This window comes from uncultured Fibrobacter sp. (genome assembly GCF_947305105.1).
Lineage (GTDB): Bacteria > Fibrobacterota > Fibrobacteria > Fibrobacterales > Fibrobacteraceae > Fibrobacter.
Window position 1 is genome coordinate 1 of record NZ_CAMZCS010000015.1, and the last position, 15,392, is coordinate 15,392.

Annotated in this window: 16 protein-coding genes; 9 read left to right on the plus strand and 7 right to left on the minus strand. The window is 41.6% G+C overall.

The window, feature by feature from the left end; all coding sequences use genetic code 11:
- Positions 1 to 258: 258 nt before the first annotated feature.
- Positions 259 to 1,614, minus strand: coding sequence for a hypothetical protein (locus tag Q0Y46_RS08415; protein WP_297946602.1), 1,356 nt, complete (start codon positions 1,612 to 1,614; stop codon positions 259 to 261).
- 82 nt (positions 1,615 to 1,696) lie between these two features.
- Here Q0Y46_RS08415 and Q0Y46_RS08420 point away from each other — a divergent pair, with 82 nt between their 5' ends.
- Complete coding sequence (locus tag Q0Y46_RS08420; protein WP_297946604.1) at positions 1,697 to 2,788, plus strand: polysaccharide lyase; 1,092 nt, start codon at positions 1,697 to 1,699, stop codon at positions 2,786 to 2,788.
- Between the two features lie 29 nt (positions 2,789 to 2,817).
- On the opposite strand, the gene Q0Y46_RS08425 is transcribed toward Q0Y46_RS08420, so the two are convergent.
- A complete protein-coding gene (locus Q0Y46_RS08425; protein ID WP_297946606.1) occupies positions 2,818 to 3,828 on the minus strand; it encodes a virulence RhuM family protein in 1,011 nt (336 codons plus the stop codon).
- Positions 3,829 to 3,845: 17 nt separating this feature from the next.
- Complete coding sequence (locus Q0Y46_RS08430) at positions 3,846 to 4,493, minus strand: hypothetical protein (RefSeq protein WP_297946608.1); 648 nt, start codon at positions 4,491 to 4,493, stop codon at positions 3,846 to 3,848.
- Positions 4,494 to 4,651: 158 nt separating this feature from the next.
- On the opposite strand from Q0Y46_RS08430, the gene Q0Y46_RS08435 reads away from it, so the two are divergent.
- The 8 genes from Q0Y46_RS08435 to Q0Y46_RS08470 all read left to right on the plus strand — a co-directional run bounded on the left by Q0Y46_RS08435 (position 4,652) and on the right by Q0Y46_RS08470 (position 12,037).
- The gene (locus Q0Y46_RS08435) at positions 4,652 to 4,873 is read left to right on the plus strand and encodes a hypothetical protein (RefSeq protein WP_297946610.1); all 222 of its coding nucleotides are present in this window, start codon (positions 4,652 to 4,654) and stop codon (positions 4,871 to 4,873) included.
- 48 nt (positions 4,874 to 4,921) lie between these two features.
- The gene (locus Q0Y46_RS08440) at positions 4,922 to 5,524 is read left to right on the plus strand and encodes a nuclease-related domain-containing protein (RefSeq protein ID WP_297946612.1); all 603 of its coding nucleotides are present in this window, start codon (positions 4,922 to 4,924) and stop codon (positions 5,522 to 5,524) included.
- A gap of 94 nt (positions 5,525 to 5,618) precedes the next feature.
- Positions 5,619 to 6,659 carry an ATP-binding protein gene (locus Q0Y46_RS08445; RefSeq protein ID WP_297946614.1) on the plus strand — a complete coding sequence of 347 codons (1,041 nt, stop codon included), beginning with the start codon at positions 5,619 to 5,621 and terminating at the stop codon, positions 6,657 to 6,659.
- Positions 6,659 to 8,875 (plus strand): S8 family peptidase, encoded by a 2,217-nt coding sequence (locus Q0Y46_RS08450; RefSeq protein ID WP_297946616.1) that lies wholly within the window; start codon positions 6,659 to 6,661, stop codon positions 8,873 to 8,875. Before Q0Y46_RS08445 ends, Q0Y46_RS08450 begins: the two co-directional genes overlap by 1 nt.
- Before the next feature lie 49 nt (positions 8,876 to 8,924).
- Positions 8,925 to 9,389: a TIR domain-containing protein gene (locus Q0Y46_RS08455; RefSeq protein ID WP_297946618.1), complete on the plus strand. Its 465-nt coding sequence runs from the start codon at positions 8,925 to 8,927 to the stop codon at positions 9,387 to 9,389.
- Positions 9,389 to 10,027, plus strand: coding sequence for a hypothetical protein (locus Q0Y46_RS08460; RefSeq protein ID WP_297946620.1), 639 nt, complete (start codon positions 9,389 to 9,391; stop codon positions 10,025 to 10,027). Before Q0Y46_RS08455 ends, Q0Y46_RS08460 begins: the two co-directional genes overlap by 1 nt.
- Positions 10,008 to 11,006, plus strand: coding sequence for a nucleotide kinase domain-containing protein (locus tag Q0Y46_RS08465; protein WP_297946622.1), 999 nt, complete (start codon positions 10,008 to 10,010; stop codon positions 11,004 to 11,006). The genes Q0Y46_RS08460 and Q0Y46_RS08465 overlap by 20 nt, the downstream gene beginning before the upstream one ends.
- A complete protein-coding gene (locus tag Q0Y46_RS08470) occupies positions 10,979 to 12,037 on the plus strand; it encodes a thymidylate synthase (RefSeq protein WP_297946624.1) in 1,059 nt (352 codons plus the stop codon). Before Q0Y46_RS08465 ends, Q0Y46_RS08470 begins: the two co-directional genes overlap by 28 nt.
- On the opposite strand, the gene Q0Y46_RS08475 is transcribed toward Q0Y46_RS08470, so the two are convergent.
- Genes Q0Y46_RS08475 through Q0Y46_RS08490 form a run of 4 tightly spaced genes read right to left on the minus strand, consistent with a single transcriptional unit; the run spans position 12,019 to position 15,390 of the window.
- Entirely contained in the window at positions 12,019 to 12,612 is a 594-nt protein-coding gene (locus Q0Y46_RS08475; RefSeq protein WP_297946626.1) for a hypothetical protein, read from the minus strand. The genes Q0Y46_RS08470 and Q0Y46_RS08475 overlap by 19 nt on opposite strands.
- Positions 12,602 to 13,687, minus strand: coding sequence for a toll/interleukin-1 receptor domain-containing protein (locus Q0Y46_RS08480; protein WP_297946628.1), 1,086 nt, complete (start codon positions 13,685 to 13,687; stop codon positions 12,602 to 12,604). Before Q0Y46_RS08480 ends, Q0Y46_RS08475 begins: the two co-directional genes overlap by 11 nt.
- Positions 13,688 to 13,689: 2 nt before the next feature.
- Positions 13,690 to 14,427, minus strand: coding sequence for a toll/interleukin-1 receptor domain-containing protein (locus tag Q0Y46_RS08485; RefSeq protein ID WP_297946630.1), 738 nt, complete (start codon positions 14,425 to 14,427; stop codon positions 13,690 to 13,692).
- A gap of 33 nt (positions 14,428 to 14,460) precedes the next feature.
- Entirely contained in the window at positions 14,461 to 15,390 is a 930-nt protein-coding gene (locus tag Q0Y46_RS08490) for a hypothetical protein (RefSeq protein ID WP_297946632.1), read from the minus strand.
- Positions 15,391 to 15,392: the final 2 nt, after the last annotated feature.

The following is a 15,392-nucleotide window of genomic DNA, read 5'->3' on the forward strand; positions in this document are numbered from 1 at the left end:
GGGCCGTCACTAAGCACATCTCCGATTCCTTCAATCTGCCCGGCGGCCTCTCGGGCCTCCGTCCCAGTCCCGTTCGGCCGTTCAGGCGTCTCGTTCGTGGGTGAGGCCAATTATAGAATTTTCAGGGAGAATGTCAAGGGGTTTTTTGAAAAAAAATGAATTTTTTTAATTTTTTTTGAATTGACCGGAAATAATCCACGTTATATCCAGCTTATCAACATATTGTCAACGTTTATCGTTTTTATTCGCATTTTCGCATTATTTGGAAACACGCCCAAACGCCAATATAATGGCATTCACAGCGAACGCAGCGACCATAAGTATATCTCCCGTGTGCGCACCAAGCGTTCCAGGCAGCGCAGGGCACAGTTTTCCGGCCAAAGCAAGCGCGCCGCCAGCGACAATAGCCGCCGCAACGAACCTCGGCTTGGCCCTAAGCCCGAGAAGCCCCCATAATATAGGGACAGTGAACGCGCCCGCATATACAGCAAGCGCAAGCAGCAACGTGCCGATGATGTCGGTAAATACAAGCGCAAGCAACAGCGCCACGATACCGTTCAAAAGAATCACGATGCGCGCACGCGCAACGCCCGCCGAGCGCTTCTCTACGCCGAACAGCCCGCAAATGATTACGGAACTGCTGAGAAGCGTAGTGTCGGCACTGCTCAAGACAACGCTGAGCAAGGCAAGTGCAAACAACGGAATGAGAAACGGCGGCAATACTTTGTCTGCAATAGCAGTGATACGCGCGCCAGACACATCGCCAAGCCCAGCACCATACACAGCCAAGAAGCCAATGACGAACGCAACCGGGATAAGCGTACAAGCCGCAAACGCAATGCCCTTCTTCGCCGTGGCCACGTCCTTCGCGCAGAACATGCGGCTAAAAATGTCGGGACCCGCCGTGTACGTAGTGCCGTAAGTAAGCACCAGCAAGAACAAGTCGAACGGAGAGAAGTTTGTACTAAACGGGAACGCCGGAGCAGAAGAACCGCTCAAGAGACTATCCGCAAAGCCGACCGACGGCCCGCCCACGCCGAACAGCGCAAACCCCGCCACAAGCAACAACCCGGCAATAATCAGGCAAGCCTGGAAAAAGTCTGTACGCAAAATCGAAAGCTGCCCGCCCGCAAGCGTGTAACCCGTAAAGACAGCCGCCGCCACAATCGCCGCAGTAGTGTAGCCCATAGGAGTAAAAGTCATCAGGAGCTTTGCCGCCGCAATAATCTGGGCCGCGACAATGCCCGTCCACGCAACAGGAATCACGACGGAGGCCACCAAACGCGGACCCTTACCGTAGAGATTCTCCACCAAATCCGGAAGCGCATACTTTCCGTGACTATACGCGCGGCCCGCAAAAGGAATCAGAGCCAAGAGCCCGAGCGCCCCCACGAGCATGAACCAGCTGGCAGCCCCGCCAAGCCTTGCGCCGGAATCCACCGCACCGATCACCGCCGACCCGCCGAGAATCGTCGCGACGAGACTCCCCGCCACCGCCTTGGCCGACGCGCCCTTGCGCGCCACGAAGAAATCAGGAACATCCTTGACACGCCGCGCACTGCGAACCGCAATCAATAAAAGGAACACGAGATAGACAATCAAGGCAATAGTCATAAGAATCTCCCTTTTGCAAGAAATATGCAAAAATTCCAGCGCTCCTCGCAAAAAAAGCTATAGATTAATACATAGAAACAATATGAAACGATATATATGCACCACCCTGTTTGCCGCTGCGGCCACCTTCGCACAATCCGCGCAAGGGGCCAGCGACACCGTCTCGTTTGTCGACTTCGAAAACCGCGAAGTCGGCGTGTACGGCAATGCAGAAGCAAAAGAAGACTTCAAGCGCAACGACTACGACAAAAGTTGGTGGTACGCCATGGACAAGAACAATGGCGAAAATTCCAAAATCGTGTACGACGGCGAAGAACACGGCAACGTACTGCAACTCAAGTACCCCAAAGGCTGCGTGGGCCCGAGTGACAACGACACCCCTGCCTGCGCCGCGCAAATCATCCAGCCGCTCGTGAAAACCGCCGATACCATGTGGAGCGCCTACGACATATTCTTCGAAGACGGATTTGAATTCCAGCTGGGCGGCAAACTCCCCGGCCTATGCGGCGGAAAGTGCTACACCGGCAACGCCCTCCCCGAAACCGGCGACGGCTGGAGCGCACGCATCATGTGGCGCAAAGACGGCAACGCCGTGCAGCTCATCTATTTCATGGGGCAAAGCTCCGAATACGGCGACGATTTCAAGTGGGACCTGAACGGCACCATCACGCAAAAGCAGTTCACCACCGGCACGTGGCACCGCATTGTGAACAAGGTAAGCATGAATACCATAACCGCGCCCGGCAACGGCGACAAGAACGGCCGCGTGCAGGCATGGCTCGACGGCGAACCCGTACTCGACGTAGACACGCTCAGGCTCCGCGACTACGACACCGTGAAAGTCGACAAGTTCTACCTCTCCACCTTCCACGGCGGAAGCAGCGCCGAATGGGCCCCCACCCACGACTGCTTTATACGATTCGACAACTTCACCGTTTCGACGGACTCAATTGCTGTTACAGCAAGCGCTGCCGACACCAGCGAGACCTGCGGAGGCGAAAACTGCGGCCAAGGCACGGACCGCATCTGGACGCAACAGCAGGACCACTTTATGCAATGGCAATACCGCGCGGGAATAACGCCGGCAAGAACAGCACCCGCCAAAATGTTCCGCATCAACGGAAGCCGCCTCGGCGAGAAGAAAGCGAATTACGAAGTGAAGGTGGGAAGATAGGACCTAGTTACATTTCAACTGAAGATCCTTTAATTCTTCTTTATATTCCGCACCATCTTGTCGAAATCGGAATCAATCTTTTGCGTACGATTGAAAATATCGTATTCACCAAAAGCCTTTTCATCCGCCTGGTCCCTACTGATCTTCCCGTTGCCATCGAGAATGTCGTATTTTCTGAATTCAAGGAACTCATTCACGCTGGCAGCAAACTGCTGCATGTTGAATGGAATTTCGCGTTCAATCAAGTCTTCGATATAGTCAAAGTAGCCGCTCACCGCCCGCTCTAGCTGGCGAATCTGCTTTTCCGACAGATAATTCTTGGCAATATTCACATCGCTTTTCAGCACACGACCATTCGGCGAATTTTTCCAGGTAGTCAAGCCCATATGGTCTTTTTTATGGTCAGCTCGTTCATACACAATTTCTGCCGCAGTCTGGCCCGTAATTGCGTAATGGAACTTGTTCTGGACGGTAGCAAAAAACTTTTTCGTTATTTCGGAATCCTTACTGTAATCTATAGAGCATTCCGCAAAAATATCCGTTATCTGCTGCCAAATGCGACGTTCGCTCGCACGGATAGAGCGAACCCTTTCCAAAAGTTCCTTGAAATAGTCCTTACCAAAAACCGCCTTGCCTTGCTTAAGCCGTTCGTCATCCAGAACAAAGCCTTTTTTTATGTATTCCTTCAGGATTCCCGTTGCCCAAATGCGGAATTTCGTCGCTTTTGCAGAATTTACGCGGTAGCCCACAGAAATGATCGCATCGAGATTGTAGAAGGATACATTGCGCTTTACAGAACGAGAACCCTCTTTTTGAACTACCGAGATTTCCTCGGTAGTTCGATTTTTTTCCAACTCTCCGCTTTCATAAACATTTTTCAAATGCAATCCAATGTTATCAGCAGAGCAATCAAACAGCTCGCTCATCGCCTTTTGCGTCAGCCAAATGGTTTCGTCCTTGACCAAAGCCATGACCTTGACATCTTCTTCTGGACTGCTATAAAGAATATATGATATTTGTTTGGCCAATTCGTTTGACATTACAAACCCTCTTTTCTCTAAATATACATTCCCGCTAAGACATATTTTGACATTTCGATTTTATTTGGAATGGGAGGAGCCTCTACCCAAACCTCCAGGTACTTTTTCAGCGTAGCAGCGACTCGAAGTTTTTTTGCGTATTCCGTAAGTTTAGGGAGGTTCCTGCCGGGGCGACGTAGATATGTCCTGAGGATTTCGGCACACACGTCCAACCCGATTTTATTGCGGTATTTGATGGCATCGCAAACAGACCGTTCCAAATCAGTGATATGAACATTGTGCCCGTGGACCTCCGCCTGTACAGTTCCAAATTCAAGCAAATGATCCGACCAGTAATACAGCGTTATCGGAGGGAATTCGGGCAGTACAAGTTTGCGCTTGCGAGGAATTGCGACGCAAAACGCATTCGGAACTTGCGTAGAAAGCTCATAATGTTCCCACGCCGAGTACATGCAAACCACACCGCCAGGAATAAGAACATCCATATCGAGCATCGTATCTGCCAACGAGACGGGTTCCGCAAACACACCCGGACGCAGGCGAAGCAGTTCGCCCGCCTGAACCTTTTGCAAGGTTTGGTGATATTGGTAGACGCTCATGTTGTCGCGAAGCATGAACCCTTCCGTGTGGCGAATTTCCTTTCCATCATATTTGGGCATATTCATAATATAACAAATCTACGGCACTTTTGCAAATATGCCGTAGAAAATTACCATTTTATCGATAGCAATGCGTATTGTTGAGATTTAGTCCATTTTCAACATTGCCTTTTGTTGGAAGTGATGTAATAAGGGTATATTTCATATTAAATATGAGGCCGACAATGAAATTGAAGCTCCTGTCCATATTGTTCCTTTTGGGATGTTCACTTTCGTGGGCGTACAGCCTTCAGTACCATCCCCTATTGCTGAAGGTCAGCGACAAGAAGGGCAAGACCCTGGCAAAAGCGCTGGACGAAGTTTACGGGGACAAGATCAAAGTCAAGGACGGACGCTGCTACTTCTTCGAGAAGCAATCCAAAACGGCGAAGAAGCCGGCATCGTGATCCAGGAAAGTGAATCCGGCAAAATCGTCATACAGGAAAGCCGGTAATATGATAACGATTCTCTTCATTTTAGCTGCGATTGTCTTTTGCATGTGGTTCTTCCAGAACCAGATTGTCGGGCATATCGGCGAGAACTATACGGCAAACAACATCAAGTCCGTAAGCAAGGGGATTATCTTTAAAGACGTCTATGTGGACGGGAGTCACGGGGTTCAGCAAATCGACATCATCGCCGTAACCGAGAAGGGCGTCCTCATCGTAGAAAAGAAAACGTACATCGGGCTGATTGTCGGCAGCGCCTACGACAAGCAATGGACAGTAATCGTGAACTGGGGAAAAAAGAAGTTCTCGATGAAAAATCCTCACCACCAGAACTACGGGCACATCCAGGCGTTGTGCGAAAAGTTCCCGAAACTGAAGGACAAGTTCATCGACCTCGTGATTTTCGGGAACAACGCAAAGATGGGCGACAGAATCCCCGAAGGGACCATCCGCGACAAGGATTTTGAGAGGTACTACAAGAGCTTGCCTGCAAGACTAAACCCGACCGAAATAGAAGCGATTGCACGGGATATTGCTTCGCTCAACGCAGACCGAGCAAGGCTAAAGGCGATGCACAAGGAAAAGATTAAGGGGATGAAGAGGGGGTAAAAAGCCCTTCAATGCTATTTTTCACTATTTGTCCCAAAATACTTGACTTTTGTCCCAAGATTATTTATATTGATGAGCAAGGTAGGTCAAGTCCATGAAAAAGAAGAATATTATCAATCTGATTCGCTATTACGCCGAAAAAAACGATCCCGCTTTCCGCGAGGAGGCATACGAAATTGCCCGGGATTTTGATGCTAGCGGCGATTTCCAGCTTTCAGAATACATCATGGCCCTTATGTCGAGCGCGAACGCCTTTGTGCCACAGATGCACGAAGACCAGATGACCTTTTTCAAGAAAATGAGCCCTTCTCAAGAATCGCTCCCACTCCCCACTTCCATCGAAAAAGACATTCTCGGAATCATCAACGCCATCCAGCGGAACATGGGCATCAACAAATTCCTGTTCCAGGGAGCCCCCGGAACGGGCAAGACCGAATCTGTCCGGCAAATCGCTCGCATCTTGGAACGCGACCTGTTCTGCGTGGATTTCGACACCATCATCGACAGCAAACTCGGCCAGACGCAAAAGAACATCGCCGCACTTTTCGACGAGCTGAACCACTTTGCACACCCAGAAAAAATCCTCGTGCTGTTTGACGAAATTGACGCCATCGCACTTGACAGAACCAATTCGCAAGACCTTCGCGAAATGGGCCGCGCCACATCGGCAATCCTCAAAGGCTTCGACAACCTCAACGAGCAAATCACCATCATTGCAACGACAAACCTTTTCAAGCATTTTGACAAGGCGCTCTCCCGCCGTTTCGATTCCATTGTTGATTTCAACCGATACACGCAAGACGACCTGCAAGAAATTGCAGAATCCATTTTGAATAATTTCCTGACCAAGTTCAAGATAGCAGGACGCAACACAAGATTGTTCTTTAAAATCATCAGCAAAAACGGAAGTCTCCCCAATCCCGGCGAACTCAAAAACATCATCAAGACTGCTGTCGCATTCAGCGATGCAAGTATCGAATGCGATTACCTTAGACGCCTGTACGAAAAATTCATTGGGCACATTCCTAGCGACCTGCAACAATTGCAAGAACAAGGCTTCACCGTCCGCGAAATTGAAATACTTTCCGGTGTATCCAAAAGTCAGGTCGCCAGAGCTCTACAAGGAGATAAATAATGAATGATGTTCTCCTTTTAAAAGGGCGATTTGAACACGCTCAAAATCCAACAAAACCAGGGGCTCCAAAGCTCCCCAGTAAAGGTTCTGTTTCGGCAGAGCACGTCGGCTCATTAATCCAAGGACTAAAAATAGAACAATCAAGATGGTTGCATGACTCAACGCTGCCCAAAGCCTTGTTAGACGTTCACTATAATCGTATTATCGCCAAAAGCAACCGTATGCGGAATATTTTCGCATTTGACTGCGACGAACATATTGTGGGCGCAAAATTTGACAAGACAAAGACGAAACACATTATCACCTATTGTTTTGACAAAGACGAATTCACCAAGGCAATAGAACGCCTTGACGATTGCCAAAAAATCATTGAAAATAATTTCGGAGGCGAAGTCACTGCTGAAGATTTAGAGCAATTGTCTACGGGCACTTGGCCAATTAAAGTCATGTCCAAAACGATGTTTATGCAGTGCGTCAAAGACTGCTTTTATATAAGCCACTTCGCAAAGGACAGAGCACCTAAAATATTAGACGAGACATCGCTCATTTCCATCTATGATATAGGCGAAGATACCACTGATTTATTGAGAGGTTTCGGCATTGTTATAACCAATGACAGAATTATCAACGGAACCACACTGCAATTATTGCCACACGAAGTGAATATCTTGAACAACAAAGCACCATACCTTATTGCGATGGTTGTTTCTGATATTTCTAAATACACTAAGGATGACTTTGAGACAACAGAAGGCGTAATGCCCCATATTGCAGAACCGACAAACGAACCGATTATCGGTGTTATCGATACAGTATTCGACACAGGTGCCTATTTTTCGAAATGGGTCGACTATGTCAATATGGTTCCCGACGAAATTGACATCAAGAAAGAAGACTCTGAACACGGAACCACCGTCTCTTCGATTATCGTAGATGGTCCGGCACTCAATCCAGAACTTGATGACGGTTGCGGCCGCTTTCGTGTTAAACATTTTGGTGTTCTTGCCGGGAGTGTCGGCAGTACATTTACCATACTAAAAGCCATCAAGCAGATAGTCTCCGAAAACAAGAACATCAAAGTTTGGAACCTTTCGCTCGGTTCAAAACAAGAAATCCCGGAAAACTACATTTCTCCCGAAGCAGCCATTCTCGATAAAATCCAATACGAAAATGACGTAACATTCATTATCGCAGGAACAAACAAGGATGTCAGCGAACAAGGGGAAAAGCGAATCGGCGCACCGGCGGATTCCATCAATTCTATTGTTGTAAATTCGGTAGACTTTGAAAGAAAACCGGCTTCTTACACGCGTACAGGGCCCGTCCTTTCTTTCTACAATAAACCGGACATATGCTATTACGGTGGCGACTATAAGAAAAAGATTGCCGCGTTCGGCCCCAAGGGCAAAACGCTCGTTTCTGGAACATCTTATGCCGCCCCCTGGATTGCCCGCAAAATGGCCTACCTGATTTATGTCATGGGATTGCGCCGTGAAGTCGCCAAGGCTCTGCTCATTGATTCTGCCGCAGGATGGGATCCAAATGAGGAAACATCAATAAAAATCGGCTATGGATTAGTTCCTAGAAGAATCGAAGACATTATCCGTAGTAAAGATGACGAAATTCGCTTCATTTTAACAGAAAAAACAAAAGAATACTGCACATATAATTATGGCATCCCCATACCTATTGCAAACGGAACACATCCCTTTGTGGCAAAGGCGACTCTCTGCTATTACCCCAATTGCGAACGAAACCAAGGTGTTGATTACACCAACACCGAAATGGAGCTTCGATTTGGGCGAATAAATGACAGAGGCAAAGTTCAAAGTCTCAAGGGCAACAAGGAGGAACCCGAAGAAATCGAGGACTTGTATGATTTTACCGAAGAACATGTTCGTCGGTATTTCCGCAAATGGGATAACATCAAGTACATTTCAGATCACTTGACAAGCCGAAGCAAGCCACGCAAGGTATATGCCAACGCCAATGGGAACTGGGGAATCAAACTCACCACAATGAACCGTTTAAGACAAAACGATGGCGAAGGGCTCCCCTTTGGCGTGGTTATTACACTCAAAGAACTCAGCGGAAGGAACCGCATTGACGAATTTATCCAGCAATGCAGCCTACGCGGCTGGCTTGTGAGTCGCGTAAATGTTCAGAACCTTATGGAAGTTTATAACAAGGCAGAAGAAGAAGTGGAATGGAAATGATTTTAAAATTTTGCTAAAACAATATTCATAAATTAAGTTTGGAGGAAATATGAAAGAACCTGAAAAAAAGAATGTTTTCATTAGTCACTATCATGGTGACGAAGAAAACATAAAAAAATTAAAAAATCTAATCGGAGATAAATACGATCTTCGTAACTACTCAGTCACCTCAGAAAAATTCAATAACGCCAAAGATGACGACTATATCAAAAGTCTATTACGTCCTCTAATTTCTAAAGCAGGTGATTTTATTTGCCTAATTGGTCCACATACACATGATAGCGATTGGGTTAATTGGGAAATTGAACAAGCTATGAAAATGGGGAAAAACATTGTCGGCGTTTTTTGCAACGGGGCCGCAGATTCAGACATTCCTGAAAATTTACAGAAATTCGCAAGTTCAATTGTCGGATGGCGAAGCGATAAAATAATAGACGCATTAAATGGAGTTCCATCCTTTGAAAATGCCGATGGAACACAAAGAGTTAGTCAATCACACAGGGGGGTATGCTAATGAAAAACTCTAATAATGGATACGCATATATCGTTTCACGAGATTACGGTTTTGCCCCTAATCCCTTTTATAATGTTTTAACATTAGCCACATGCAAGCCAGTCATCAGAAAAAATGCAAAAATCGGAGACTTTATTATTGGAAATGCACAAAAGAAAAATAATCACAAACTAATTTACATCGCAAAAGTATCTAAAATATTATCATTCGATGAATACTGGAATTCTCCAGAATACGCCTGTAAAAAGCCCGTAATGAATGGAAGTTTGATGAAATTATATGGAGATAATATTTATCATCATTCAGACTCAGATAGCAGTCAATGGATTCAAGAAGACTCCCACCATTCTTTAGATGACGGCTCTCCCAATCCTAAAAATCTCAATCGAGATACTGGCAAAACTGATCATGTTTTAATATGTACTGAATATTATTATTTGGGAAAATCAATGATTTTATTGCCCGACAAATTTTCAAAATGTATTTGTAAAAACAGAGGACATCAAAAAGTTGATTATGCAGATTGCGAGAAGCTTTGGAATTATATATCAAAAAAATACTCCGAGAATGGCTTAATAGACATCCCCTTGAAATTCAAATTTGAGGATTTTAAACGATATGAAGGCGAAGCGAAGTAGAATTCAGCCAAATGAAGAAATACTTAAATATTACTTTTATTTCATTCAAGAAAGAATGAATGTTTTTTGGCATAAGTTAAATGGCGAATCAAATCTAACAGAAGACCCAATTCTTAAAAAATATAAATTCACTAACGTATATAGAGCTTGCGATAGAACAAGTCAATATCTAATAAAAAATGTAATTTACAAAGATATTTCCGCTTATTCCGCAGAAGATGTTCTATTAAGAATTCTCATTTTCAAAATTTTTAATAAAATTGAAACGTGGGATTATTTGAGCAAAGCCCTTCCTGAGCCCATTACAATAAAAAGCTTTGACCCTCATTTTATTAGTCAGATATTAAGTAAAAGGCAAAAAAATTATCCTATTTTCAACAACGCCTATATGATGACAGGCAGTCACCAACTATATAACTATTTGTCTTCAAAGCACGAAAAATGGTTGACAATGGTGAAAAAAGAATTCATTGATACATCTACTTTTTCTAGAATACTTGAAATATCTTCCTTGGGAAAATTATTTAACCTATTGCGAGCAAAATCTTTCCTTGGAGACTTCCTAGCTTACCAATACTCAATAGATTTCAACTATTCTCCCTTTATTAATTTCAGTGAAAATTCATTTGTCAAAGCCGGCATTGGTGCAATTAGAGGTATAAAAAAATGCTTTAAAAGCAATGGGAATAATTTTGAAGATGCTATAATTTACGTCCATGAAAATTTTGATGACTTACAAAAAAAGTATGGTTATACAGAATTCAAGCCCATCCCTGGACATCTCCCAACCTTAATTGATTTACAAAATTGTTTTTGCGAAACAGACAAATATTTACGAGAAAAGAAACCTGAGTTGGTTGTTGACAATGTGCGAATTAAACAAAAATATACGCCTCAAAAGAAATCATTATGTTTATTCTTTCCGCCTAAATGGAATGTTGGAGACAAAAAATGTATACTGCAGAATTTCCAGGAATAAACACCTTTTTAAGAGACACATGTAGGCTTTTATTAAAAGAAGGCATTCGTCGAGAAACACGTGGGAAAGTATGCTACGAGCTACCTGAGCCCTACATGTTTAAAATAACCAACCCTACTGCTCGCCTGATTACAATTTCAGAAAGACGAAATAGTCTTGTTCTCCCCTATGCAGAATCATTGTGGTTAGCATCAGGACGAAACGACATGGCTTTTGCCAGATTTTATTGCCTAACATTGAATAATTTCTCAGACGATGGATTATTTATGAGGGGAGGGTATGGTCCTAGACTAAGGCACTATAATGGGAGTAATGAGGATTATAAGATTAACAACCATCTCATTACTCAAACCCAAGACATAGATCAATTTCTTTTCGTTTCAAAATGTTTTGAAAGAGATCCAGAAACAAGACAAGCTGTAATAAATATAGGCGACCCAACAAAAGATTGTTTTGAGACAGACAAAACGACAATAAAGCGAACGAAGGATTTTCCATGCACACGGATGCTTCACTTTATAAAAGACGCATCTGAAAATAAATTAAATCTTATTGTTACTATGCGATCAAATGATTTAATTTGGGGTGCTAGTGGCGTTAATATATTCAACTTTACTTTTATGCAAGAATACTTTGCATCTATATTAGGTTTAAAATTAGGGAACTATTATCATACAGCGCACAATATGCATTTCTATGAAGAGAAAAAAGACCTTGTCGAACGAATTGCTGCCATTGAAAATGTGAAAGACGAACCTTTCGAATACAAGACAACATTTTCATCTTTAAACGAGTTTGATGCATTACTTAAAATTTTATCTACAGAAGAAGAAAAAATGCGTCAAAAAGCGCCTGATTACCATTATTACAAATTTGAGGACGATTTCTTTTGTGATTGGTATAATGTATTATATTACCGCCATACAAAGAAAAAAGTAAAATTCATCAATCCCTTTCTTGATGATCGAATAAAAGAATTAAAGAACAGGAATGATCAAGAAACACTTCCTTTTCACGCATCATCCTTATAATCTTTTAGCAAGTCGTTAAAAATTTGATAATACGCAAAGCTTTCTGTCAATTCAATTTCATCTATTTTTTCTCTTTCAAAGACCTCCTTTGAAACTCCTCCAGTACTTGCAAAAGGCAACATTCTTGTTTTAGGAGACATATCTTTAAGCATTTTGTATTCAGTACGAACACCATCTGATCCACCAATAAAAATTGCTGCTATCGTCTCATTTTCACTAAACATTTGCTTTCGCAATTCCCTAATACTATCATTTTTATTATTTCCAATACTTTTAGTCCATACAATATTTTCAAAATAATCAACCTCACGAGGAGTACTGCCCTCAAAAAATCGAGACTGATATATTGTGATAAGAGGTTTTTTTTCTTCGCTAAAATCTTTTGCTACAGACCACACTAAAGGTGTAATTGCAGGCTGTCCACCAAAATAGAAGGGAATACTATATTCTGCACATACTCGTGTAAACGCCATAACAGCTGCAGCCACAGCAGCTCGATTTGTAGTTTTAAAACCTTCTCTGCCTTCGTCAGGAATTCCTGCTGAAAGAAAAATTCTTGTATTCTTATTTAGCATTGAGATCCCTCGTTTGAATTGTATTTGGCATTTGTATATTTAACCATTTTAAATGTTTAAACAAATCTCTTCTACAGAACTGAGCATCATATAGTAAAATCTTATTACACATCAATCCATTTTTAGAACAATAAGCGCTCAAGTCCATTTCATTTTTTTCTAAATCTGTAGATTTCGGGATGTGTACACAAAATGCCGATAATTCGCATCCATCCAATACGAAATTATTTCTCTCTCCAACAATCTTAGCCGCAGGATGTAAAATTCTATACGTATCAATTAAAGCCTTTCTCCTATACTCAAAAAATGCAGCACGTTTTTCTTCGATTTTAGCAATAATATCCATTAACAATTCTTTTCGAATCCCTAGCCTATAATTCATATTTTTCCTAGGTTCTATCACGACTTTTGCACAATTCAATATATTCCATTCTTCTACACACCCATCAAAATCTATTTGAACAATACCCAAATTTAATTTTTGAGCACATTCAATTTCCTCTATGGTAAATTGACTTTTAGGATAATTTTTCGAATTCAAAAAAACAAAAACATCGGAATCAGACAATTCATGTTTTAAGTATTCCTGAAAATCAACACCAGGTTCTATTGAGTACGAATCCAAGAAAGGACGATATCCTAATTTTGTAAGTTCATCAAACAACTGAATCGCAACGCCACTAGTGTCCGAACGCTTATACGAAATAAAAACTTTTCTATTTTGCTCTATTAAACCAAAGTAAGCCAAAATGTGATTTTCTAATTTTTTATCTCCATTAGCATCATATATAAAAGCATGCACACTTTCTAATGCTTTGGGGACAAAATCTCTAAATTTAGCAGCATCTTCTACTATCGGAAGAATTGAGCCAGCACATACCATTTTTCCAAAATCAACGGGTCCGTTATATTGAGAATCGGCGTTACTTGCTCCCCAATACAAATATAGACATGGATAATTACCATCTACATTTGCGTCTTCCACAAAATCAATATTATGGCTAGACAATTCTTTTGGAATGTCTTTCCATTTAGGAGTTCCCAAATTAACAATTTGATATAATACAGATTTCATTCCTATTCTCTCTTATTTTTTTCATTTTTTTGCACAGTATTGAAAAAGTTATCATTCTTACACAACCAATCTTTTAAAGGTACAAATAAATCCCAATTTCCGCGATCTTTATAATATCCAACAAACAAATCGTTTTCATCCGATTCAATGTCTAAAACTTTTTTGTCCCAGATAAACGGATACAATCCAACATACTCATTTTTATCATAAATACCACTTTTGGCAGGATGATCGTTCATTACAAAAAAAGCAAGATGTCCTTTTAAGTTCTTATTATTGGCAATGCCAAGTTCCCAATTACACCATTTCGACTTAAATGAATTCTTTGTACCAACAAAGATGAATCTATCATAGGTTTCTATTTTTTTACTCAATCTTCTAGCAGTATCTGAATTCGTTGATGAAGGCATTAAAGAATCAAGTTCATCAATATAAACATCAACATTGTAGTTCTTTTTCAAATATGAGCCCACACGATATGTATATTCAAAATCTTCATGACTATGCGATAAAAAAACTTTCTTTTTTCTAGAATTATTTGATTCACTAATTATATTCTCCAGTCTATCATTTAGTACTTTATATAATTGTTTATAAAAGTCATTTTTTTCCTCAGAAAAATTTTTATCATAAAACAAGTCGTAATCACAACAATGAATCCGGTAATAATCATAAACATCTTGAATTGAAGAAGAATTTTCTACCCAATTAAAGCGTTCAAGAATTGAATCAATATCCATTATTTTGCTCATAAAGTTCCTTATTATTGTTGTTTAAAAAAGAGGGCGACCACTTAGTGTGCCACCTAATCCAACATTACAAATAGATTCTTCTTCATCTGTTTTGGCACTATCGTATAAGAGTTTAAAACAATCTTCGTTTCTAGAAATACCATCCTGCTGATAATGAGGATGAAAAGCATATTGCAAGTTTGCTAGCGTAACATTTTTCAAATGACTTGTAGTTACATCGCTATAGCCCATGCGTAGTTGAACCGAATCCAACAAGATGTTTGACTTGTTATCCGAAGCTTTTGAGTGAGAATATAGAATATCCGACATAACACGGCTCATGCACAATTCCGAGTAAATCCATGACGAATATGTCCAATCATCGGCAGTCATATGTTTTTTTTCTAAAGAATTATTTGTTTGCAAAAACAAAAAAGCTGTCGCAGACTGCATCGTTTTCATCAGAGCTGAATTTAACATAATATGGACATGAGTCACAATGGCATTATAGAGTCCCTTATCAATTTGTTCTTTCGCTATGTAATACTTTTTCATTTTTTCTATCAATGTATCCGCATAACCCCAAGTACACGAATCCACAAAACATTTCAATTGGAATTTTTCTTGTAAATAATATGAAATCGCAATTGACATTTTTTCGTCATCATCATTATGCGAATGAGAAAGAAAAATATCCCATTTTTCCACAGGAAACCAATCATTCATTACTTTTGACAAATCAACTTCATTTACATTTTCAGGAAATGAATATGCCTTCAATCTTTCTTCTATCTCTTTCTTTTTTTTACGTACCTCCAATAATCCCTGTTGATAAGATTCATCAAAATCAAATGTATAATCAATATTATTCACATTTTCCTTGTCGCCATTACAAGCATCCTCCTTTACCTCAATTTTAAAAACATCACCCGCATCCTCAATCTCTTTTATTTTAAAGAAATACTTAGCCATAT